The organism is Mucilaginibacter sp. SJ (genome assembly GCF_028993635.1).
Classification (GTDB): domain Bacteria; phylum Bacteroidota; class Bacteroidia; order Sphingobacteriales; family Sphingobacteriaceae; genus Mucilaginibacter.
In genome coordinates, this window is the sequence record NZ_CP118631.1 from 5,908,160 (window position 1) to 5,932,565 (window position 24,406).

Annotated in this window: 12 protein-coding genes; 8 read left to right on the forward strand and 4 right to left on the reverse strand. The window is 42.9% G+C overall.

Translation table 11 applies throughout. The features are described from left to right. Positions 1-92: 92 nt before the first annotated feature. Positions 93-1,721, reverse strand: a complete 1,629-nt coding sequence (locus MusilaSJ_RS24365) for a RagB/SusD family nutrient uptake outer membrane protein (RefSeq protein ID WP_274987363.1) — start codon at positions 1,719-1,721, stop codon at positions 93-95. A 25-nt stretch (positions 1,722-1,746) separates the two neighbouring features. Beyond that, on the reverse strand, positions 1,747-4,932 hold the full coding sequence (locus MusilaSJ_RS24370; protein ID WP_274987364.1) for a SusC/RagA family TonB-linked outer membrane protein: 3,186 nt from the start codon (positions 4,930-4,932) through the stop codon (positions 1,747-1,749). Positions 4,933-5,655: 723 nt separating this feature from the next. On the opposite strand from MusilaSJ_RS24370, the gene MusilaSJ_RS24375 reads away from it, so the two are divergent. The 7 genes from MusilaSJ_RS24375 (at position 5,656) to galB (ending at position 18,763) form a co-directional block, all read left to right on the forward strand. Continuing rightward, positions 5,656-6,258 carry an RNA polymerase sigma-70 factor gene (locus MusilaSJ_RS24375; RefSeq protein ID WP_274987365.1) on the forward strand — a complete coding sequence of 201 codons (603 nt, stop codon included), beginning with the start codon at positions 5,656-5,658 and terminating at the stop codon, positions 6,256-6,258. A gap of 72 nt (positions 6,259-6,330) precedes the next feature. Next, positions 6,331-7,518, forward strand: coding sequence for a FecR family protein (locus MusilaSJ_RS24380; protein ID WP_274990483.1), 1,188 nt, complete (start codon positions 6,331-6,333; stop codon positions 7,516-7,518). 172 nt (positions 7,519-7,690) lie between these two features. Then, entirely contained in the window at positions 7,691-11,062 is a 3,372-nt protein-coding gene (locus MusilaSJ_RS24385; protein WP_274987366.1) for a TonB-dependent receptor, read from the forward strand. Positions 11,063-11,085: 23 nt separating this feature from the next. After that, complete coding sequence (locus MusilaSJ_RS24390; protein WP_274987367.1) at positions 11,086-12,702, forward strand: RagB/SusD family nutrient uptake outer membrane protein; 1,617 nt, start codon at positions 11,086-11,088, stop codon at positions 12,700-12,702. Between the two features lie 205 nt (positions 12,703-12,907). Next, positions 12,908-15,121 (forward strand): alpha-N-acetylglucosaminidase, encoded by a 2,214-nt coding sequence (locus tag MusilaSJ_RS24395; protein ID WP_274987368.1) that lies wholly within the window; start codon positions 12,908-12,910, stop codon positions 15,119-15,121. After that, a complete protein-coding gene (locus MusilaSJ_RS24400; protein ID WP_274987369.1) occupies positions 15,121-16,293 on the forward strand; it encodes an acyltransferase family protein in 1,173 nt (390 codons plus the stop codon). The genes MusilaSJ_RS24395 and MusilaSJ_RS24400 overlap by 1 nt, the downstream gene beginning before the upstream one ends. Positions 16,294-16,354: 61 nt before the next feature. Continuing rightward, the gene (gene galB / locus MusilaSJ_RS24405; RefSeq protein ID WP_274987370.1) at positions 16,355-18,763 is read left to right on the forward strand and encodes a beta-galactosidase GalB; all 2,409 of its coding nucleotides are present in this window, start codon (positions 16,355-16,357) and stop codon (positions 18,761-18,763) included. 65 nt (positions 18,764-18,828) lie between these two features. On the opposite strand, the gene MusilaSJ_RS24410 is transcribed toward galB, so the two are convergent. Together MusilaSJ_RS24410 and MusilaSJ_RS24415 are read right to left on the reverse strand one after the other, a co-directional pair. After that, complete coding sequence (locus MusilaSJ_RS24410; protein WP_274987371.1) at positions 18,829-19,902, reverse strand: hypothetical protein; 1,074 nt, start codon at positions 19,900-19,902, stop codon at positions 18,829-18,831. Beyond that, complete coding sequence (locus MusilaSJ_RS24415; RefSeq protein ID WP_274987372.1) at positions 19,883-21,559, reverse strand: AAA family ATPase; 1,677 nt, start codon at positions 21,557-21,559, stop codon at positions 19,883-19,885. Before MusilaSJ_RS24415 ends, MusilaSJ_RS24410 begins: the two co-directional genes overlap by 20 nt. 403 nt (positions 21,560-21,962) lie before the next feature. Here MusilaSJ_RS24415 and MusilaSJ_RS24420 point away from each other — a divergent pair, with 403 nt between their 5' ends. Beyond that, on the forward strand, positions 21,963-24,323 hold the full coding sequence (locus MusilaSJ_RS24420) for a heparinase II/III domain-containing protein (RefSeq protein ID WP_274987373.1): 2,361 nt from the start codon (positions 21,963-21,965) through the stop codon (positions 24,321-24,323). The last annotated feature ends 83 nt before the right edge of the window (positions 24,324-24,406 follow it).

The following is a 24,406-nucleotide window of genomic DNA, read 5'->3' on the forward strand; positions in this document are numbered from 1 at the left end:
CTATTTGCTGCACGGAGCAGGCCGAAAAAAAGAAGCCCCGTCTTTTTAGAGAACGGGGGCTTCAACCAACTGTTAACCAAGTTATCAAACCACTAATAACCAGTATTTTGTTTCAGGTTCGGATCTGCGTCAATAGAGTTAGTCGCGATCGGCCAGAAGTAATTTTTAGGAGCATAGAAGTGTTTTGGGGGCGCTATACCGAAGCTTGCAGCTTTAGTAAGTGAATTCATCACCGTTTCTGCAGTTTTCCAGCGTCTGATATCGAAGTATCTGACAGATTCATAGCCCAGTTCCCATTTCCTTTCGTTCATAATTGCTGTACGAAGATCAGCCTGTGATAAGCCCGGAATAAGAATAGGCATAGCTGCCCTTTGACGGATTTGATTAACGGCACTATAAGCTTTTGCGGTAGGGCCATTAACTTCGTTTTCAGCTTCGGCTAACATCAATAACACATCTGCGTATCTTAATACGATAAAATTGGGTGCCTGCTCATTATCATATGATTGGTTCTTTGCGTTTTCATCGATTCCTTTCCTTACAGAAATAGGATAGGCAGTACGATACGCAGAGCCAGCAAAGCTATTTAGGTAGAACGGATAAAATAGCGAGCCATCTGATAAAACTGTGTAGTTTGCTAAAAAGAATGTTGTGTAGAATCTAGGGTCACGATTCAAAAACGGATTAGCCGCCGAGTAAAACGGTGATGTAGCGGCAGTCAGGCCGTCTTTCATCAAGTAAGAATCAGCATATTCAGGAACAATTGCGGCAGCGCCCCAACTGCCTGCAACCCCGCTTTGGGTTGACAGCTTTGAAGGACCGAATGGCAATTCGTTGTTGCCGCCCTCGGAAGAGTTATTCGACGTATATTCGATATTAAACAGGATCTCCTTGTTGTCTTCATTGCTTAAAGAAAAGACATCACTATAGTTAGGAATAAGTCCTATTGCGTTAGCGTTTGCACCGGCCAAATCCACAACAGCCTGACAAGCTGCGAGGGCGGTTTTCCATCTCGCCAAATCATTTGAGGTATTGAAAAGAGGGCTTGCTGCATAAATTAATGCCCTTGCCTTCATACCGAGTGCTGCTTGTTTTGTCGCCCGGCCTTTCTGCCCGTTATAAGGTGTGACATCAAGTAACTGGGCCGCTGCATCAAAGTCGGCGACTATTTGCTGATATACCTGATCTGCAGGCGTTCTGGAGACTTTTGAGTTGGCCAGGTTCAAAGTTGTCAATACTAGTGGTACATCACCATAAACGCTTACCAGTCTTAAATAGGTAGCAGCTCTTAAAAACAGTGCCTCGCCTTTAATATGTTTTGCGAATGCGGCATCTAAAGCTGAATTGCCGTCAACCTTTTGCAGTATAGTATTAGACCAGCTGATAGCTTTATAGCCGGAATCCCAGAGAGAGCTCAGATTGCCTGTCGACGGGGCTAAATTTCCATTTGAGATGTCATAGTAGGGGGTATGCCATGAGAAGCCAAAATACATTCCGTCCGAGGCCACTTCCCAATACAGGTCACCGGCGTAAACACCGCCCAGTCCACCCTGACCATGTCCCTGCATATCATCGTAGAGGCCATTTAAGGCAAGGTCGTAATCGCCGGTAGTTTTAAAGAAGTTAGCTGTGCTTACAGCATCAAGCGGGTATAAATTGAGCTGCTTCTTACATGCGCACAGCAAAAAAAGAGGCAAAAGTATATATGGAATTTTTTTCATTTTTGTAAAATTTATAGTTCGTCAATTAGAAAGTTAAATTGAGCCCTGCTGTGTATATTTTGACCTGAGGCACGCCTGACCTGCCAATTTGTGCAGCTTGTTCGGGGTCAAACCCCTTGTATTTAGTCCATGTTAACAAGTTTTGACCGGACACAAATACTGTTAAATTGCTTAGGAAGGTTTTCTTAAGGAAACGCCCCATTTCGTAATTAAGCTGAATGTTTTTCATTCGTAAATAGGACCTGTCCTGCACGAAGAATGAATTTGCATACTGCGTATTCGGACCGGAAGTATTCCATACACGAGGCATTGTAGTACTGTGATTTTCGGGTGTCCACGCATTTAACCATTGAGTGCCGAAATTTGAGCCCTGAAAAGTTGGTACATAATACTCGAATTGATTATATGCCTGCGCATCTCCGATTCCCTGGAACAGTGCGCTCAATGTAAAATGAGCGTAGCTAACGGTCGCATTAAATCCATATGTCCATTTTGGCGAAAAGTTCCCCAATACCTGACGGTCATCCTGGTCGATTTTACCATCATGATTCAAGTCTTCATATTTCAGGTCCCCAGGGCCGGTGCCATTGAATTGAGTCGGCGAACTGTCAATCTCGGACTGGCTTTGAAATATGCCGATAACCTTTAATCCATATATTGCGTCAACTGGCGAACCCCTTAATAATGCATAGGAATCATTTATCACCCTATCATTATTGCCGCTAAGCGTTGGATTGATATATCTTACCTGGTTGTTATTACGGGCAATATTTCCCCCGATACTGTACCTTACATTGCCGGCGGTGCCAACATAGTTAACCGATAATTCGACACCTTTATTCTGAACGCTTGCGAGGTTATTGGTTACTCTGGTAAAACCTGTTACAGAAGGTAACGGGGTATCATAAAGGATACCGGTAGCCACTCTGTTGTAATAATCCGCAGTTATTTGTAAATGCTCTTTGAAGAAGTTTACATCCAAGCCGATATCAGTGGTCGTTGTGGTCTCCCAGCTCAGGTCAGGATTTCCTAAAGTTGTTTGGGTGGCGCCACCTACGGTTGTGCCACCAAAGTTGTAATTATAGCCAAACCCAACCAGCCCAAGATACGGGAAATCGCTTGACGCATACTGATTACCAAGCCTGCCCCAGGAAGCCCGAAGCTTCAGGTAAGATATCACATTCTGATCTTTAAGAAAGTCTTCTTTTGTTGCTAACCAGCCGGCTGAAAAAGCGGGGAAAGTACCGTAACGACTATTCGGACCGAAACGAGAGGAACCATCCCTCCGTACATCTGCCTCAAAAAGATATTTATCAGCAAAACTATAATTTAGTCTTCCGAATATGGATGCCAGTGCATTCTGGGAGGCGTTTCCGCCGTTGGTTTGTGTCGAAGGATCACCTGCGGACAAAACCCTTGTATCATTGGACGAAAATGTCCGACGAGAGGTATAGTAGTATGAGTACTTGTTCTTTTCGTAGCTGTAGCCGGCCATTGCTGCGAATGAATGTTTGCCGAAACTGCGATTGTAGGTTAACTGAGCAAAGGGGTTAATTCTTGTTGATTCGCTGTGGGTTAGTACCAACGACGAAGTTGATACTGAACCGGTCAGATTGTTAAGCGGAATTCCGTTCGCGAGGTTGGCCTGATAATTCCAGTTATAGCCCACCAGGTCTGATGTCCAGCCGGTCCGGTCATACGGATTTACACCCGCCGTTAAGGTCGCTTTCAGGTGAAGGCCGGGGATGATTCCCCAATCCATATAGGCCGAGCCTAAAAAGGATTGTGTTGTAGCAAGCACCTGATTCCCATACGACCTGGCTAACGCGTTGGAAGCCTGCACTGTGTTTGAGGTATATAATGAATAGCTATCCGGTAGGGCCAGATAACCATTGGATGCAAAAGCAGGCAGGATAGGGGTAGCTCTTAATGCATCTAATACCGAAACATAAAGAATATCGTCTGACGGGGCATTCTGCTGTCCTCTACTTAGCGTCAGGCTTGTACCAAACGTTAAGTTGTCCAATGGTTTGGTATCCAGGTTTGTACGTAAATTATAGCGCTTATAGTCACCGCTTAATATCACCGCTTTCTGATCCAGAATCCCTAGTGATACAAAATAATTTGTCCTGTCATTTCCCCCGGATACAGACATATCATATTGACCTATTGGCGAAAATTTTGAAGGGAACAATTCCTTAACCCAGTTTGTACTTGTAATATCGCCGTAAGAAGAATATTTCTGAATAGTTGAATCAGCAAATGCCGGAGTCTGTCCACTGTTTATATCTGCCTGGTTCAGCAATTTCATGAATTGAACAGTATTGGTAAGCATCTGAGGTAGTCCGGTGACCTTTGTCTGGCCATAATAGCCATTGAATTTGACTGTGGGTGATGAGTTCTTTTTACCGCGTTTCGTTGTTACCAGAATTACACCATTAGCGGCCCTTGAACCGTATATTGATGCGGATGCGGCATCTTTCAGTACGGTAACTGATTCGATATCGCTGGGATTAATAGCATTAAGCGGATTCGTTGACTTACCTGGCACGCCACTTCCGTAAGCATTGGATTGAGGTGTGTTATCTGTCGTAGCCACTACGCCGTCAATAATAATCAAAGGGTCGGCGTTATTTAAAGTACCGATACCACGAATGGTTATAGCCGCATTGTCGTCGCCGGCGATTCCCGAACCCTGGTTGATATTTACGCCGGCAACCTTTCCAGCAAGGAGCTGGGAGGCGCTTGTGATGGGTTGATTTTCAAATTGCGATGCTTTTATCTCCGAAACCGAGCCGGTAATGTTAGTGCGTTTCTGGGTTCCGTAACCTATGACCACTACTTCATTCAGTGCATTGCTTGAGCTAATTAGCTTAACAGACAAGGGACTTTGGTCGTTGATAAGTACTTCCTGTGTTGTATAGCCGACTGAGCTGATCACCAGGGTGGTTCCTTTAGATGCAGTAATATGGAATTTCCCATCCTTGTCGGCGGCGACGCTAATTACGCTGCCCTTTACTGTTACTGTGGCTCCGGATACGGGACCATCATTTGATGTTACTTTTCCGGTTATCTCCTGCTGTGCTTGTAGCTGGAACGAAAACAACAGAAAGCAAATGGTACAAATCATTTGGATGCTGCCATAAGCATTTACATTTCTTCTTTTTAGAAACGCTTTGAGGCGTTTAAAATGAGCGTAATTGTTCATCATAATTTTTTTGAATTAAAGGTTTATAATAAGTCCCTCAGCGAACCCTTAACATGACATTCCAGATTTCGGATGATTCTGATAAGCCGTCTTGTCCCTATTGTTTTCTCCGCGGCAAAAAACAAATGATGATTAACGGTAGGTTAAGCTAAATAAGTCAGTTTTAACAGCTGTAGCTTTTTAGATCCCGAACACCTGTGATGTTTCTGTAATTGGTTTTGCTGATTCTTCAGCCAATTTGCCACAAATAAGCAACTGTAAATGAGGGGAAATAAGCCAAATGAAAGGGGGGATTTAACGAAAAAGGTTCAAAATAGTCTATATGGAGCTGTATCAGCATAATATCGGGTTAACGCACGCTACTTTCCTGTTTTCTTTACAGGCGTTTTACTTTTAATGATCAGAATATTCTACAGACAGATGCTCTCTTAAATAAGACATGATATCGTCTTCGCTAACGACCCTCGTTCAAATTCGTAATGACGATTTTCTTTAATTGCTTATTTAGGAAAAGTCCTGGTTGCTGGCCGTTTTTAAAACCATAGCCGCTAGGGTACAGTTTTTTATCAAGTTAAACAATGCAGGTCTCTTTCCGTTATCGTTTTATAATCCCAGGGGCCAGGCTATATAATCCCGGTACATTCGGGTAATTGTAATATTTTTGTTGATAACATACTTAACGGTATGATAAAATTTATATAATTTTAAATTCAATTAATTTTAGCATTGTCAATTCGCCCGATTCATAATGAATATGAAATCCTTAGTAAAGTAGCTTTGGGGGATGTGCGGGCTTTTACATACCTTTTTGATACCTATTACAGACATCTCGGTCAATATGTATACCGGCTCACTGAGTCGACAGATGCTGCGGAGGAAATTGTGCAGGATGTTTTTGTAAAGATCTGGTCCAGGAGGCAGGACCTTACTCAGATAGAAAGTTTTACTGATTATCTTTTTATCATAACGAGAAATCGCACCTATCGCTTTTTAAAAGACAAGGCAAATGCCCACCTGAAGCAGCAGGAATGGGAACAGCAGTACCGGGAGGAACTCTATTTGCCCGGCGATATTTCTCCTGAAGAGAGCTTTTGCCTAATGGTAGATAAACTGGTTGAAAAGCTACCCCCACAACAGAAGAAAGTTTATGAGCTAAGTAGAATTGATCATTTAAAGTATAGTGAAATTGCAGTAATGCTCGGTATTTCGCAAGAAACAGTGAAAAAACACATTGTTGCTGCTAATAAATTTATTAAAAACAGTATTTCAGAGAAAAATCATCTTCTTTTTCTTGTGTTTTCTGCGATTTGCAGTCATTTTCGAAATTAAATTATTTTTTTTCAAATAAGGCTACCCCTATTTTGTTTTTTTTGACTCTTTACTAGCAGAAGATTGAAGAAAATGTCTGAGAGATTACGCTATTTGTTTCGTCAATATTTTAATAAAGCCGAAACCCCGGAAGAACGCAATGAATTAATGCGGCTTATTGACCGGAAGGATTCGGAACCTCTGGTTCATGAGCTGATGGAGGAAGCGTATAAAACGCACCTGTTTGACGAAGATCCGTTTGATTCCGGTACACGTGAAAAGATGCTTAAAACCGCACTGGACGGATATTTAGACGAATACCGCGATGCAAATGTTGCTCCAGCTGGTATTTCGCGAAACCGGCTGATTGTTTATGCTTCGGCTGCACTGCTGGTCCTGGCGTTATCATTTGGGGCGTATCAGTTCCATTTAAGGAGTGACAGACAAAGTCTCGCAGCAAATAAAGTGCATCATGATATTATGCCCGGGGGGAACAAGGCTGTACTTACGCTTGCGAACGGTGCGAAAATTGAACTTAATGGCGCTAAAAACGGAAAACTTGCACAACAAGGCAGTGCAGCGGTTATAAAGCTTTCCGGCGGAAGCCTCGCCTATGTACCTGGTGCGTCGGACACCGGGGAATCGCTGAATAATACAATGTCTACTCCGAGAGGAGGTCAATATAAACTGCAATTGCAGGATGGCACCTTGGTTATGCTAAATGCTGAATCATCTATTACCTATCCGACTGCATTCACCGGTAATTCAAGGAATGTTATGATTACAGGTGAGGTTTACTTCGAAGTAGCTAAAAATAAAAAGATGCCTTTTATTGTCAGCTTTGGAGGACAAAAAGTGGAGGTGCTCGGAACACATTTTGACATTCGTGCCTACCAGGATCAGGTAAATAAAACCACACTTTTGGAGGGAGCCGTCAGAATATCGGATGGCAAACAGAAAAAACTGTTGATACCCGGACAACAGGCCGTTTATGAAAGCAGTACGCAGAAGTTCGATATCAAAACAGTTGATACGGATGATGTCGTCGCCTGGAAAAACGGATTGTTCGTTTTTGACGGGACCGAACTCGATTTGGTGATGCAGGACCTGGCACGTTGGTATGATATTGAAGTTGAATACAACGGACCTAAGCCCCGCTTGAATTTTACGGGCCTGATTAAAAGAGATATTCCGCTTTCGAAAGTGCTGAAATTCCTTGAACGGACGGGCGGCATCAAATTTACTATCGTTAAAAATACAGTGATTGTTGAAAAAATATAGTTTTAACCTGATTATTAACTAAACCTCCGCATATGGATAAATAAAAAAGTACACAACTCCATAGCTGATCAATAAAAAGCCCTCCCGGATTCCGACCGGAAAGGCAATATGCATGAATCAGCTCAAATTCAAATTCGACTCCGATTTAAACTTAATCCAAACATTCAAATGTATGAAACTACTCTTGCATTCTAAAATTCCCGTGCCTGTTCGGCGCGGAGAGTGTAACAACGAACAACGCGGCAATTATTTAAAACTGGTACTGAGAACAATGAAAATCACGGGCTTACTAATTTTTCTGCTGGCAATGCAGCTGAGCGCCCGGACACTGGCGCAAAAAGTCAGCATCAGTAAAGAAAACAGTGAATTAAAATCCGTTTTAAAAGAACTTCATAAAAGAACCGGCTACCTGTTCATCTTTAATAATACGGCCATGCTGAAGGCAAAACCCGTAACGATTCATGTGGTTAATACCGAGCTTAATCAGGTGCTGGCTCAGATTTTCAAGGATCAGCCTTTAACTTATGAACTTGATGATAATATGATTATTATCAAAGAGCGTGCAGTTCAAAAGCCCCAGGAAAAAGACGGGGAAGCCACTACCCTTTTTAGGAAGATTACGGGAAAGGTTACCGATAGTAAAGGCAGCCCGATCCCTGGGGTGACCGTTCAGATTAAAGGGAGCCAGCAGGCAGTATCGACCCTTGCCGACGGTTCGTATTCCATTAATGCCAATAAAGGGGATGTTTTGCAGTTTCGTTTCCTGGGATTTGAAACCAGGGAAATCATGATTGAAGATCAGACATCACTAAACGTCACTCTGGTTGAGGCAGCAAAAGGCTTAAATGAGGTTGTCGTAATTGGTTACGGTAATGCAACCAGGGCAGCCCTAAGCAGCGCCGTATCTACGGTAAATAACAAAGATCTGAATAAAGGTGCTATTACGGATGTTGGTCAGTTACTCCAGGGCAAAGTTCCCGGGTTGAATATTACTGCCAGCGGTGACCCTAATAAACCGGCCGCGGTAGTATTACGCGGCGCCTCTACCATTAATAGTTCGCAGGGGCCTTTTTATGTGGTCGACGGTGTTCCCGGAGTTGATATCGCAACGATAGCTCCCGATGATATAGCTACGATAGATGTATTGAAGGATGCTGCAGCTACCGCGATCTATGGAAACCGGGCTGCTAACGGTGTCATCATGGTTACGACAAAAAAAGGTAAAAAGGGACAACTGGCAATAGCGTACAATGGCTATGTAGGTGCTGAAAAGGTGGCCAATCAGCTTGATATGATGAATGCTGATGAACTAAGGAGCTTTCTGAAAACCAATAACCAGGCCCTTTCTTCGGCTAATGATAAAGGTGCAAACACCGACTGGCAACAGGCTATAGAACGGAAAACGGCAATTTTCCACAATCATAATCTTTCGTTCAGCGGCGGAACAGACCATAGCAGTTACTATGCCAGTGTCAATTATGTTAAAAAAGACGGTATTATCTTGAATACAGGTTTGGAACGTGTTATCGGTCGTCTTGCATTAACACAAAGCGCTTTTGATGATAAGTTGAAATTCAGCCTGTCGGTAACAAATTCCAACAGCAAGGCGCAGGATGTACCTTACCGTAACGTGATCCTGCTCCAGTCTGCGCTTTTCCTGCCTGTATCTCCAATCAAGAATGCTGACGGCAGCTACTTTGAAAATCCTACCACTCAAAATTATTACAATCCGGTTGCTATGCTGAACAACAGTGTAAGCGATACCAAATACAATAATCTCGTGGCAGCTTTTAACACCCAGCTGAAACTTCCTTTCGGGTTAACTTATAATCTAAATTTATCTTATCTAAATACAACTACTTTACACGGCGAATTCTATACTTCTTATTTTACTTCACATTATAACGGGTTGTACGATAATCCGGAACCGGGCCTGGGATATCATACCCAGCAGACTTTCGGCGCAAACGGCCAGGCAACGCGCAGCTCACTGCAAACGGTGAATAAAATTTTGGAAACCTTCTTTAACTGGGATAAAAAGATAGGAGAGCATACTATCAATGCGGTATTAGGCTATTCATGGCAGAATAATACGATAGGGGATGGCTTCCAGGTAACAACATCAAATTTCCCGGTTGACAACGTCAGTTATAATAACCTGGCTTTAAGTAATCCTTATGCGGTCTCCGGTTTTCAGGTAAACTTCGGCGCAGACGGTGTATTCCAGGAAACGAGACTGATATCAGATTTTGCGAGGTTGAATTACAATTACAAGGAAAAATACCTGTTACAGGCATCTGTAAGACGCGATGGAAGTTCCGTATTTGGCAAGGATCACCAATGGGGATATTTTCCGTCAGTCGGTGCGGCATGGCGCGTTAGCCAGGAAAGTTTCCTGAAGGATAATAATACAATAAATGACCTGAAGCTGCGGGCCAGTTATGGTATCACCGGTAACTCATCGGGTTTTAATGCTTATACCGCACAAGCCATATCAGGCGCCCTTGGTACTTTCTATAGTAATGGTAACTATATCAATGCCCTTGGAGCCACACAGGCCGCAAATGCAAACCTGCAATGGGAAAAGACTTCTACCGCCAACCTTGGTCTGGATTTTGAGTTGTTTAAAGGAAAGGTAACCGGCGCTTTGGATGTTTATAATAAAAAGACAACTGGCATGATCTTCTCCTATGCGGTTGACCCGATCCTGGTGCCAACCGGAACAATTGTAGCCAACGGCGGCAGCATGACCAACAAAGGTATCGAGTTGATCATCAATACAACTCCGGTAAAAACCGTTAATTTCAGGTGGTCTACTACTCTGAACCTGTCACACAATAAAAATGTGATCAACAGCTTGTCCAATCCGCTGTTTTCAGGAGGCGATTCTGTATTATACTCTTTCCCGGAAGGTGCGGGGCAATCTAGCCACTCGCTACAGATCTTAAAATCAGGGAAACCGCTGGGGCAATTCTTTTCGCTTCAGTATGCGGGTAAAAACTCGGCCGGCGTTTCACAATTTGTCGGAGCCGACGGGAAACTGACAACAGCTCCGACCATTGGTACAGACTATCATTACCTTGGAAACGCCCAACCAAAATTGCTGGTAGGTTGGTCAAATGATTTTCGTTACAAAAATTTTGACCTGAATATATTTTTCAGGGGTGTTTTTGGCAATAAGATATTTGATGCCACCCGTGCCGACCTTTTCAGGCCTAATACAGCGCAGTATACCAATATTCTTAAAGACGCTGCCGGTGAGTCCGCAGCAGATTATAATGCGTATTTATATTCGTCACGTTTTGTCGAGAGCGGCAGCTACCTGCGTTTAGATAATGCTACCCTGGCTTATAACTTTAAACTAAGCAGTAAGTATATCAAGGTTTTCAGGATATATACGTCCGCTAACAATGTTTTCATAATTACCAAATATAAAGGGGTAGATCCGGAGATTAACCAGGGCGGGATTTCGCCAGGGGTAGACTATAATAACTTTTATCCGAAAACCAGGACGATTCTAATCGGAGCTAACGTAACTTTTTAAGTAACCAGTTAAAAGAATTTATCATGAACAAAATATTGCGAAGCATTAGTTTTAATGCTGTACTCATGTTGTGTTTTGCATCCTGCCAGAAAGTATCTGTGCCGGTCAAAACAGAGTTAACTTCAGACGTCTTTCCTCAAAATACGGCTCAATATGCACAGGCGGCGGGACCCGTGTATGTGGCCTTACGGGGAAACATTTCAGTAGAACATTTTTTCCTGCAGTCAGCCAGCACCGATGAGGTTATTTTTCCTGCCTATGGTGGAAACTGGTATAACGGCGGGGAATACCAGCAACTGCACTATCATACCTGGACTAAAGATCATCCCGGAGCCAGTGGTGAGTGGTATTGGACATCCGCAATCATTGGCCTGGCTAATCAGGCAATGTCTATCCTTCAGGCCGCTGAGCCGGAAGGTGCTGCCAAACAGCAGGATCTTTCGGAATTAAGAATGGTGCGTGCACTTGCTTATTTTTATCAAATGGACAGTTTTGGCAATGTTCCGATAGTTACCGTTTACGGGGATTATACAGCCCATCCCAACAAAACCAGAACCGAAGTTTTTAATTTTATTGAATCAGAAATCAAAGCCGCATTGCCAGGTCTCAGCGCTACTACGGGGCAGACAACCTATGGAAAACCTACAAAATACATGGCTTATGCCCTGCTTGCAAAAATGTACCTCAATGCTGAATATTACACGGGTACGAAGCGATATGACGATTGTATTGCTGCTTGTGACAACGTGATCAATTCCGGAGCCTTTCACCTGGAGCCGCGCAGCACTTATCTGAAAATGTTTTATCCTGATAACGGACCACAAACAGCAGAATTTATCTTTGCTATTCCATTTGACCCTTCGGCTGCAAATTCGCTTCCTTTCAGAAGCCAGAATCTGCATCAGCGTTATGATATGCCAAGGCGATTGGTAAACAAATACAAGGTTAACTTTTCGCCGGATGCCGCGATTAGTACGCTGCCGTCCTATTACGCTAACTTTAACGATGTCAACGATATCCGGAACAAGCAATGGCTAACAGGTAAGCAATATCAATTTGATGGTATAACTCCAGTAACTTATACAACAACAAACCAAAGCTATGATCAGTTTTATAAAGGCAGCGACCCTAATGGCTCCATCACTTACCAGGTTGAGTTGACCCCGAATATCGTTTTAAGACAGGATGTTGGTACGTTCGATGTAGGTAATGATGAGATCGGCTGGAATATGGGCTATCATAACATCAAATTTTACCCGGATTCTACCTCGTTGAACAGAAATATGAAGAACGATATACCTATTTTCAGGTACTCTGATATTCTGTTAATGAAAGCTGAGGCCATCTTGAGAGGAGGTTCAGTTACCCTGGGTCAATCCGCACTTACTTTAGTGAATATGCTACGTGCAGAACGTACAACTTCTGCTGCGTGGAGTACAGTTACGCTGGAAAATATTTATGCGGAACGATGCAGGGAGTTTGCCTGGGAATCATGGCACCGGAACGATATGATCAGGTTCGGTAAATTTGAAACCTCATGGGGTTTTAAAACAGATGCCAACCCCAATCATCGTATCTTCCCGATACCCACTTCTGCTATGCAGCTGAACAAAGCCCTGGTACAAAACCCCGGTTATTGATTGTTTAACTAATTGAACTGGTGGCGGACTTTTGTCCGTCACCTTTTTTCCAAATACACTGCAAATGAACTTGGAAGTCATTTTTGCCATAATTTTATCTTCTTGTTTAGCAATTTTCAACGGGCATAGGAGCGCGGTAAAAAATTCAAAAATCATCGGTCGATGTTCATAAAAACTCAGTGATCTTATAAAATATTCAAAGTAAATGACAGGTAAATCAAAGGTTTTCATTTGCATGCTGCTGTGCGGTGTTTTCGGTGGAATAATCAGCACTCAGGCGCAGTTGCATGTACCATCTTCTTATGCTTTAATTAAACGGGTTGTGCCAGGTTATGCGCAAAATTTTGTTGTTCAGCCACTTCCTGAAAGCGAGGCCCGTGACGTTTTTGAAGTAGAAGGGAATAAGGGTAAAATTATATTAAGGGGCAATAATGGTGTTGCGGTGGCATCAGCTTTATATTATTACCTCACCGAATATGCGCATTGCCAGATCACATGGAACGGAACCAATCTTAATTTGCCATCACGCTTGCCTGTACCAGCCAAAAAGATCCATAAAACTACCCCTTACCAATATCGGTATTACCTTAACTATTGCACCTATAGCTATAGCATGAGCTGGTGGGACTGGAAACGATGGGAAAAAGAAATAGACTGGATGGCGCTACACGGCATTAATATGCCGCTGGCCATAACTGGGCAGGAGTACGTGTGGGATAAAGTTTATAAAGGCATGGGCTTTAGCAATAAAGATATGCAGGACTTTTTTACCGGTCCTGCATATTTTGGCTGGTTTTATATGGGTAATATAGACAAATGGGACGGTCCGCTGCCTGCAAGCTGGATAACCGGTCACCGGGATTTGCAGATCAAAATATTGCAGCGCGAGCGCGAACTGGGTATCAAACCTGTGCTGCCCGCATTTACAGGGCATGTGCCGGCATCGTTTAAAAAACATTTCCCTAATGCTAAACTGAAGCAAACCAACTGGAACAACGGCTTCGCTGATACTTATATCCTGGATTCGGCAGATCCTTTATTTGCCGAGATTGGCGAAAAATTTATACAGGAACAAACCAAAGTTTACGGTACTGACCATTTATATTCTGCCGATACTTTTAACGAGAACGAACCGCCTTCTAACGATCCTAAATTTCTTTCGGAACTAAGCGCGCGGGTTTATGATGGCATGAAAGGGGCCGATCCGAAAGCTGTTTGGGTAATGCAAGGCTGGTTGTTTTTCAGTGATCGTAAATTTTGGCAAAACGAGCAGATCAAAGCATTGCTGAATGCCGTGCCTGATGATCATATGATTGTGCTTGACCTTAATACTGATTATGAACCGATATGGAAGCGGACCGAAGCGTTTTATGGCAAACCCTGGATCTGGAACATGCTGCATAACTACGGCGGTAACAATAGTTTGTTTGGCAGGATAGAGGCGGTAGCCACGCAGCCGGCACAGGCCCTTAATGATCCAAAGTCGGGGAAAATGGTTGGTATCGGCTTAACCATGGAGGCTATTGAACAAACCCCTGTGCTTTATGAATTAATGACGCAACATACCTGGCAAAACAAATCCATTGATCTTGATCAATGGCTGCCGGAGTATTTATTTAACCGCTATGGTGTAAAGAGCAAGGTTGCACTTGATGCCTGGCAAACACTCAGGACTACCGTTTTTAATGGCAAGGATATCCGTGACGGTGCCGAATCGATCATCACCGGCCGGCCAACGCTTGATTCGGCAGCGATATGGACACGTACCCGCTTAAACTATAATCGGAAGGACTTGCTGCCTGCCTGGGATAAAATGATAGCCGCCATCCCTGCATGTAAACAAAGCAGCGGTTTTAATTATGACCTGGTTGATGTAACCCGGCAAGTGCTGGCTAACTATGGCCGACCGCTCCAGTTAAAATGGATCAAGGCATACCACGATAAAGATGACAAGGCTTTTGGCAGGTATACTGCTGAATATATTGGCCTGATAGCCGATATGGATAAGCTGCTGGCTACCCGCAAAGATTTTATGCTTGGCCCCTGGATAGCCGATGCCCGCAGCTGGGGAACTAATCCAAGCGAAAAAGCCCTTTATGAAAAAAATGCCCGCAACCTGATAACACTTTGGGGCGACGCCGATAGTCCGCTGCACGAATACTCCTGCCGGCAATGGAGCGGTTTGCTCAATGATTTTTACAAGGTACGCTGGCAAAAATTCTTTGAGTTACTAAAAGGATCAATAGAAACTGGAAAAGAACCCGACTTTAAGCTATTTGATAAATCAATAAGCAACTGGGAATGGCAATGGATTAATTCATCCAAAACTTATCCTGTTGTTCCTGCCGGCAACAGCACAGTTGTTGCGCAACAGTTATATGAAAAATACAGAACAATAATGGGTAACGATCTTAAATAATGGATACATCAACAGCTAAACCTGGAAATACTGTTACTAAGCCGGCAAGGTTATTATCGTTAGATGCCCTTCGTGGTTTTGATATGTTTTGGATCATGAGCGGGGAAGGGGTAGTGCATGCACTTGCTAAGGCCACCGGCTGGCCGCTCATGGTGTGGATGTCTGGACAATTACATCATACCGAGTGGAACGGGATCACCTTTTATGATATGATCTTTCCTTTGTTTTTGTTTATTGCAGGTGTTTCCATGCCTTATTCAATGGGCGGCAAAGCCGGTAAACATGGGGTTGCTTACCCACACCTGTTACCATCTACTGCAAAGCGGGAGATTTACGGCTCCATGATCAGGCGTACCATTATCCTGCTTTTTTTAGGGATGGTTGTTAACGGTTTGTTTAAGTTTAATGGTTTGGAGAATACCCGGTTTGCAAGCGTACTGGGACGTATCGGCCTTGCTTGGTTCTTTGCGGGTGTCATCTATCTTAATTTTAATATCCGGGGACAGGTTTTATGGTTCGGTATTCTGTTGCTGGGCTATTGGGCTGCTATGGAACTGATTCCGGTGCCCGGTTATGGGGCTGGGGTTTTAACCATGAACGGTAGCCTGGAATCCTATATCGACCGTTTATTGCTCCCGGGCAGGCTACATGATAAAGTGCATGATCCCGAGGGTATATTGTCCACTATTCCGGCTATTGGTACCGCTATACTGGGCATTTTTACAGGCCAGTTCCTGAAGTTTGAATCTGTAAAATGGCCAATGTGGAAAAAGGGTGTTGGGCTATTAGCAGTAGGTATTTTACTTATTGGCTTAGGTTTGCTGTGGAATATTGCTTTCCCTATTAATAAACGTTTATGGACGAGCTCGTTTGTATTGTTTGTAGGCGGATGGAGCCTGGTTTTCCTTTCGGTATTTTACCTGGTGATAGATGTTGCCGGGTACAAAAAATGGGCGTTCCCTTTTGTGCTGATCGGGGTAAACTCCATAGTGATCTATCTGGCAGCTGAAGGGATGGTTGATTTTCAGCACACAGCCAATTTTTTCTTCGGGGGAATTATCGGTCATCTTGCTCAAAGCTGGCAACCGATTTGGGCGGCTATTTCCGTTGTTTTTGTGCAGCTTGCCTTGTTGTACTTTTTATACAGGAATAAGATCTTCCTGAAGATATAAAAGGGGAGCATTTGTATATCCGGAACTAACATGAATTGTCAATATAAATCTGATTTGAAAAATGAAATATAAGTATCTGCTGCTTTGTATATTGCTATTATCTGCTGCCGTTATTCGGGGACAAGGTGTTTCCCCGAGACAGGTATCAGCTTTTGATAAGAACTGGTTATTTAATTTAGGTGATGTAACTGATGGACAGCGTGCAGACTTTGATGACGCTGAATGGCGCAGGCTAGATCTGCCACATGACTGGAGTATAGAAGGAAAGTTCAGTAAAGATAATCCTTCGAAACCAGAGGGGGGCGCTTTGCCTGGCGGGATAGGCTGGTACCGTAAAACTTTCAAAATACCAGCCTCAGGCAAAGGTAAACTAATGTATATCGATTTTGATGGCGTTTATCAAAAAAGCGATGTGTGGTTAAATGGTCATCATCTGGGTTTCAGACCCAATGGTTATATCTCCTTCAGGTATGAACTTACACCTTATTTGAAATATGGCAATCAAAAAAACGTAATCGCAGTGCGGGTTGATAATTCGGCGCAGCCTAATTCCCGTTGGTATTCAGGCTCGGGAATATACCGGCATGTCAGATTGCTTACCGTTGGTAAAATAGCGGTCGATCAGTGGGGAACTTTTGTTACCTGCGGCGAAGTCATTGGATCTAAAGCTTATATAAAAATTCAGACCTCTGTTCGTAACCGAATGCGGAAACCTCACGAGATTGAACTGATAACGTCGATATATGATCAGAACGGTAAACGGGTAAGCAGCAATGCGCTCCGCCATCTTGTGCTTAATGATACACTGAAAACGTTCAAACAACAATTGACTGTAGTTAATCCGAACTTATGGTCAGTGGATAAACCCACTCTTTATAAAGTTATTACCAAAATAGTTTCGGATAAGATCGTTGTCGACAATTATTCTACCACTACAGGTATCCGTAATTTCAGTTTTGATGCAGACAAAGGATTCACACTGAATGGAAAATCTTTGAAAATATTGGGCGTTTGCAACCATCATGATTTGGGGTGTTTAGGTGCGGCTATGAATGTACATGCACTCAGACGTCAATTGGAAATGTTGAAGGCAATGGGATGTAATGCAATCCGTACATCTCATAATCCGCCGGCTCCCGAATTACTCGAGCTAGCTGACTCAATGGGCTTTATAGTTATGGACGAGACGTTTGACTGCTGGGAGAAAGCCAAGGAAAAATACGATTATCATTTATTTTTTAAAAAATGGCACAAACGGGATCTGCAAGACCAGGTTTTAAGAGACCGAAACCATCCCTCGGTAATGATCTGGAGCATCGGGAATGAAATTCCGGAACAGAGCGATTCCAGTGGTTTCCGTATTGCGAAAGACCTGGCAGAGATCGTACATAAACTCGATAATACCCGACCGATTACTGCTGCTAATAATCATCCTGATACAAAAAATCAGATTATCAGCTCAGGGGCTACAGATCTAATCGGGTATAATTATCATCATAATGACTTGGTTGGCTTTCATGAGCGCTATCCCAATAAAAAATTTGTAGGCACAGAAACAACATCAGCCCTGGAGACCCGGGGGATTTTTGATATGCCGAGTGATAGTATACGCCGTTGGTCTGATGAAGATAAGCAGCCGATGAATACTGATTTGACGGTCTCAAGTTATGATAATGTTTCTACTCCCTGGGGATCAACGCATGAAGAAACCTGGAAAATCATCAAGAAGCACGACTTTCTTTCGGGCATGTTCATCTGGACAGGCTTTGATTATCTGGGTGAACCCACGCCATATACCTGGCCTGCACGAAGCTCATATTTTGGGATTATTGACCTGGCCGGATTTCCTAAAGACGTGTACTACATGTATCAAAGTGAATGGACAAATAAACCGGTTTTACACTTGCTGCCTCACTGGAACTGGGAGGCAGGAAAAACGGTAGATGTTTGGGCTTACTATAATAATGCCGATGAGGTGGAACTGTATCTGAACGGAAAATCATTAGGCATAAAAAGAAAATCCGGTGATGACCTGCATGTGATGTGGCATGTAAAATATGAACCAGGCACACTCAGAGCCGTGTCCCGTAAAACAGGCGTTGAAGTTTTATCAACCGAAGTCAAAACCGTAGGCCCACCCGCAAAACTCAAGCTTATTACAGATAAAAAAGTACTTAACCACGGTGACGAGGATCTGGCATTCATTACCGTAAAAGTGGTGGACAAAGATGGCAATCTGGTCCCTTTTGCCAAAAACAAGATAAGTTTTACTATTACAGGCGACGCCTTTATTGCAGGTGTTGATAATGGAGACCCGGTGAGTCATGAACCCTTTAAAGCTGATTATCGTTACGCATATAACGGTTTAGCATTGGTCGTTATACAGGCGCGACAAAATAGAGGAAGGGTCACCATTTCAGCAAACGCTGATGGTTTGCAAAAATCAGAGATTAAATTAGAGGTAAAATAATAGATTCGGCAAATCAAGCGAGTCTTGGCAAACAGAAAAAAGAATATTGGTATTCATAAGAAAGATTAGGCAAGGTTACTTTTTCGTTGAAAGAATTCAAGGTAAATATCTCTTTTAAGCTTTCCGATTTGAAATTTTGTAATCTCTTGATGCTCAAATGGAATCTTAGCATTTCGAAGTATTAGTTTTTTGATATCGCCTTGCTGCTGATCAGTGAAGATTTGATCAAAATTTTCGAAAATACCCATATGTAACGCTTTTAACATATCTAATAACGTTTCCCGCTTTGTGTTATATCTGGAAATTAACCTGAAATCTTTGATGCTGTTATCCGGGAAATCCGGGTATGCAGCCTTGTTACTATACAGTATCTCTAATGTGTCATATGTCTGCCCATCAACATAGGGTGTTTTTAAAGAAAAAGTGAAGATGTCCTCGAAATCCGTCATATAGGGGTGAACATGTGTTTCGAGGGCAAACTCCTTAGTATGTTTGAAGTTTGAATTACAATTATGGCAGGAGGGCACAAGATTATAAAGGGATATCGCTAGGAAGGGGTATCTGGATTTCGGAAAGAAGTGGTCGAGGTCTAAGAGTGCCTGCTGGTAATTGTTGGCTTCAGCCTCTCGTTCATCTTCATCATAATGGTAGTCGTCGCCGTTTACTTCGGTTAGGTATATTTCGTCAAAATTGCAGTATGGGCAAGGTGTCGCTTGCCTTATTCCTAATGCTGACAGGTAGTTAAGGCACATGTCAGACTGACGATAGCGTTTATAATTAAATATATCTAATACGGTATTGCCCAGTGCGTTAAAGTTAACATTGCCGTCAGCATCCTGTTCGCTGAAAACCAGTTCCGGGAACTTTTGGTTAAAGGAATCAACGATCATTTTCAATAAGGGAGGCTTTCCAATCAGTATGGCACGCAACCTACCGCCGTTTATGCCCCAAAGCCACTCGAAGAACGCCCTTTTCCTTCCGGAATGATTTCTTATGGCGGAATGCAGCTTGGTGATCGGGGCAGCGACTGCATACAATCCCCTTCGTTGTCCGGTTCCAATGATCTTATTTAATCCTTCAAAATGCTTGTGCTCCAGCAATTCGAAGGTTTCCGGTGGATTACAAGAGAGTTTCAGCATCTTTCAACATTAAATCAAGTTTGAAATGAACTGCATAGTCACCGACGGCCGAAACGATGTCTCTTGCCTCATTGTATTCCACCCTGGATATCGCTTTTTGGCTCAGGATAGCGACTGCCCGGTTGATCTTCCTTAAAGCGAATTCACTAATCGTGCTTTTTTCGAGTACAAAAGGCCCTCTAAAAAGGTCATAAATATTAGCTCCAAAAGTCTGCCTTAAAGTGATCTTATTGGTTGCTATCTCGCAATTGCCAAAACTGTTAGATTGAACCAGGATTAGATTTTCCTTAGGCAGGTCAGAGATCAGGAAAGGGCTGTGCGTGGTGAGGATGAATTGCAAGTTCTTATTCAGCATTTCCGGCACATAGCGTATAACCCTATTTAAGAATTGCCGCTGCCATTCAGGATGAAGGTAAAGGTCACCTTCGTCAATACAAACAAGGACATTTTCCTGTTGGGCAATACGTTTGATGGTCGAATGAAGCTGCGCAAAAAGATTGAGGAATGCCTTATGACCGGAACTCATGCCGGTCCACTCTAAGTCAATGATTTCAGGAAAATCAAAAATAGCATTATACCTTTTGAAAATCCCCTGATTGAATTCGTCAAAAAAAGCTTTGAAATAGGTTTTTTTTGAGATCTTCTCTTCTGCTATGATGAGATTCATTTTTGGGATATCGCGATCAAAATCCAAAAACAGGTAAAGTTCGTTAACATTCATTTCACCGAGCTGTTTGTAATGATCCATGAAATCGCGAAGAAAATATTCGAGCCTTTCATGAGTATCTGACATTCCAGGGAGATCTGCTTTAGGAAATCTATTCTGGAATATGGTAGTAAAAGTATTGACAAACTCTGTTTCGTTTCCGGATAGCCCTATCTGTGAATTATCGATAAAGTTGGAGAAGACATGATTGAGGCTGTAAATGAAAAGAGTGTACCGCAGTGAATAACGAAACTGCTCGGCTGGTTTGTGACGTTTAAGCCCGGATGAGTATAGCTTCACCAGCGCTTCAAACTTTGGGTATGAACTGAGATAGGTTTGAAGTGGTTTTTTTATCGTTATATCTGCCCTTGTAGTGAGTAGGACAGTATTTGGGGCTGAAAGGTTCACAGCTTCAAAATGGTCTGAAAGCAGGAATTTTAATTGGTTGAAGACGTCGCTCCGTTTCCGGGTGTGCCGCGAGGTCGAATTTTGTGAGATGTCGATAATATCCCTTGCAAAGCGGTGTTCCCTTCCGTCATTGACGTTGGAAAAAAAGATAGCGCCTATATTGGGGATTGATTTGCCTGCGTCAATGATAAAGAGTCGTTTGTCTTTGCTAAGCTCTTCAATATTGGTTTTACAAATGTATTGCTGCCCTCTGTTTCTGGCGTCTTCATAAATGATGATGAATTTATAAAATCGTTTGGATGAGCCTTTAGTAAGGTAACAGATAAGGTCAAGCAGATTGCTTTTGCCAGTACCATTTTTTCCAATGATCGCTGTGACGTTATTGACCTTTTTTCCGAAAAATCCGGGTCTTATTGGTTCTTTTTTTTCGATTAGCACTTCCCGGTGCTCGGGAAGGTAGTCGAACTTAATCTTGTCGGTAAAATTGAACCCGATGTTTTTCAGGTTTCTGAATTCTTCGATCCAGATATATAGAAGCTCCATGAATAATGATAAGTGGTTAAATATAGCAAATACGTTACTCTATTTTTATTAATTAACGCTTGGTAATGCAGTGACTCAAAAATCGGATTAACATTCGCAAAGTCGAAATTTGAGTTAAAACGGATCGGCGATGATAATCCTCCGCTGATTATGGTCATCCGGAAGAGATGATTTGCTGGTATTACAGTATAAAGAATGTCTCCCTCCAAAATTAAATATAACTACATTTTATTTAAATCGATTTAAATATTAGATTTGTCAGGATTCAGCTGGTATGAAATTCTTGATAAGCTACGTCTTTTTTCGGGTTTATGCCAGAATATCGCATAAGTGATATTGACATAAAGAAACCTTTTGTTGTTGAATACCAGCATCAAAGTCTCATAACCAATTAGTGAAATTTATGAAAATAAAAATTGTCGGATCAATTCGGAAGTCATTAACCATGTTTGGTTTTCTTTTTTATCTGGTACTGTTGCAGCCCGCGGACGTCACGGCGCAATCATCGCATCCTTATCTTTTTTACACTCCGGAACGTGTCAACCAGCTAAAGAAGAGAATCGTAACAGACACAGTCTTAGCCAATAGCTTACAACAAATAAAAGATAATTGTGACGGATGGTTAAAAAATAGTAATGGTGGCGATATGGAACAATTGGCATTGGTTTACCGCCTGACCGGAGAGAGGCGTTTTGCAGACCGGGTCAAATCATTGCTGATACAGCTTACCGGCAAAATTCAATGGGACGGGATGGATGACCGGTCCCCCCGCTGGAATTCAGGTTTAGGTACAGCTCATTCAAACTGGCTGGCTGCGATAACCTATGACGCGATTTATGATTGTCTGACGGTTACCGAACGGAAAGAAATTGCGGGGAAAATATTGGAACTCGGCATAAAGCCGTCAGTTGGTGACTGGATATCAAAGGACAAAAGAATTCATTCGCTCAATAGCATGGGGCATAACTGGTGGTCATCGGTTGTATTCCAGGCCGGCATAGCATCTCTGGCGATAATGAAAGAAGTCCCGGAGGCCAGGGATTGGGCCAGGGGAATTATGGATGACAGTAAGGAATGGATAGGTTTTAGCGGGAGCATCCTTGAAAATAAACCATCTACCTTTGATCCCGATGGAGGCTGTTACGAGAGTGTGAGTTACGCCAATTTCGGTGTTTCTGAATATCTGCTTTTCCGGCTGGCTTATACTAATGCGATAGGTCCTTTGAAGATGCCATATGATCCTCTGCTTCAGAAAACCATGGATTGGTTTATTCGGACTTCTTATCCGCGTGCCCGGGAAGCATCTATGTCGCTCAATTTTGGTGACAGTAATGATTTTGCGAACGGAGATAAACCTGTTCGGCTTATGATTGCTTTGGGGCTCGGGAGACCGGACTATTATTGGTATCTGAATAATACTTCAAAGGTACGTTTCCGCGAGGATTTGAATGTTCAGACCCCGATGGGGCTACTCTATCAGCCGGAGAAGAATGTTGTTCCCACAACCCCTTCACTTAGTCCGTCTGCCGTTTATCCGGGGATGGGCTGGGGGATGCTCAGGAGTTCATGGGATCCCGATGCTACTATGTTGGGTGTGAAATGCGGGTTTACTTGGAATCACGCCCATGCAGACGCAGGTTCATTCGTATTGTATCACAAAGGAAAAAATTTATTGATCGACGGAGGAGACACGGGGTACGGAAATCCTGAGTACAGCAGTTATTTCGTTACAAGCCGTGCGCATAATGTAGTTATGTTTAACGGAGAAGCACAGGACCCGCAGGATCAATATCACGCAGTAAAACAACCGGGACATCTGTATGATATGTTAGATGCCGGCAATTTAAAATATTTACTGGCTGATGTAACCGGGCCGACATCCCGTAATTTTTTACGTAACTATCGTAATTTTCTGTGGGTTGGCAATGTGATCCTCATCGTTGATGACGTCAAAACGTATGAAGCGGGAAAAATAGACTTTTTATTGCATTATGCGGACACTGCTATTAAACGTGGACCCGATATTGAGATAACACAAGGTTCTTCAGGGATATTATTCCGTCCCTTGTACCCGGAAACTTTGCCTTTGGGTTATCCCCACGACTTTCCCGAAAAAATGAAATACGATATTCAATATGGTTTAAAGGATCATTCAAGAAATGTTCAAATTCCTTACTACGTAATCTCACCGCCCGAGAAAACTGACCGGGCCAAGCTGGTTAATGCTATTATTTTATTGGATGAGCGCAATAAACCACTGAAAACATTTATAGGGTCTTCGGGGGCGAACGGATCATCTGCTTGGAGTAACCTGCCTGTCATTGAGCGCTTTGAAAGTAAAGACTACCTGGGTATACGGATACATCAAAATGGACAGGTAACAGAAGTTTATATTAATTTGCTGGCGGACGGGAGGTTGATGCACCGAAATTCTATCATTAATGCCGGTAATTGGGAAACCGATGCTTATCTGAGTGCGGTTACCTATCCTGAAGGGAGTAAACCGGGCGATGGATCGATACCCTCTTCATTCTTCGTCGCTAACGGGAGTTATTTAAAAAGCGGCCATCGTGTGCTTTTCAGTTCACTTTCCAAAGTATTTATGAATGCCGAAAAAAAGGACGGTATTTTAAAATTGTCCCTGAAGGGGCAGCCCGTTGTCAATATTTCATTCGACATGGGAAACATCCAACACGTTTCCGTTGACGGCAAAATACAGCCGCCTAAATTTGACAAGGAGCAATACCTGCTGATTGAAAAATAAGGACTGTAAATCTGATGCCACAACTGCTCATTTATACCAAAATCGTATGTTGATGCTGGCTGGCATGCAAAACTGACCTGGGA

Coding starts and splice junctions, on each gene's coding strand:
- MusilaSJ_RS24415 (WP_274987372.1), bottom strand. CDS start 21,559: ATGGAGCTTCTATATATCTGGATCGAAGAATTCAGAAACCTGAAAAAC.
- MusilaSJ_RS24410 (WP_274987371.1), bottom strand. CDS start 19,902: ATGCTGAAACTCTCTTGTAATCCACCGGAAACCTTCGAATTGCTGGAG.
- MusilaSJ_RS24390 (WP_274987367.1), top strand. CDS start 11,086: ATGAACAAAATATTGCGAAGCATTAGTTTTAATGCTGTACTCATGTTG.
- MusilaSJ_RS24365 (WP_274987363.1), bottom strand. CDS start 1,721: ATGAAAAAAATTCCATATATACTTTTGCCTCTTTTTTTGCTGTGCGCA.
- MusilaSJ_RS24400 (WP_274987369.1), top strand. CDS start 15,121: ATGGATACATCAACAGCTAAACCTGGAAATACTGTTACTAAGCCGGCA.
- MusilaSJ_RS24420 (WP_274987373.1), top strand. CDS start 21,963: ATGAAAATAAAAATTGTCGGATCAATTCGGAAGTCATTAACCATGTTT.
- galB (WP_274987370.1), top strand. CDS start 16,355: ATGAAATATAAGTATCTGCTGCTTTGTATATTGCTATTATCTGCTGCC.
- MusilaSJ_RS24395 (WP_274987368.1), top strand. CDS start 12,908: ATGACAGGTAAATCAAAGGTTTTCATTTGCATGCTGCTGTGCGGTGTT.
- MusilaSJ_RS24385 (WP_274987366.1), top strand. CDS start 7,691: ATGAAACTACTCTTGCATTCTAAAATTCCCGTGCCTGTTCGGCGCGGA.
- MusilaSJ_RS24370 (WP_274987364.1), bottom strand. CDS start 4,932: ATGATGAACAATTACGCTCATTTTAAACGCCTCAAAGCGTTTCTAAAA.
- MusilaSJ_RS24380 (WP_274990483.1), top strand. CDS start 6,331: ATGTCTGAGAGATTACGCTATTTGTTTCGTCAATATTTTAATAAAGCC.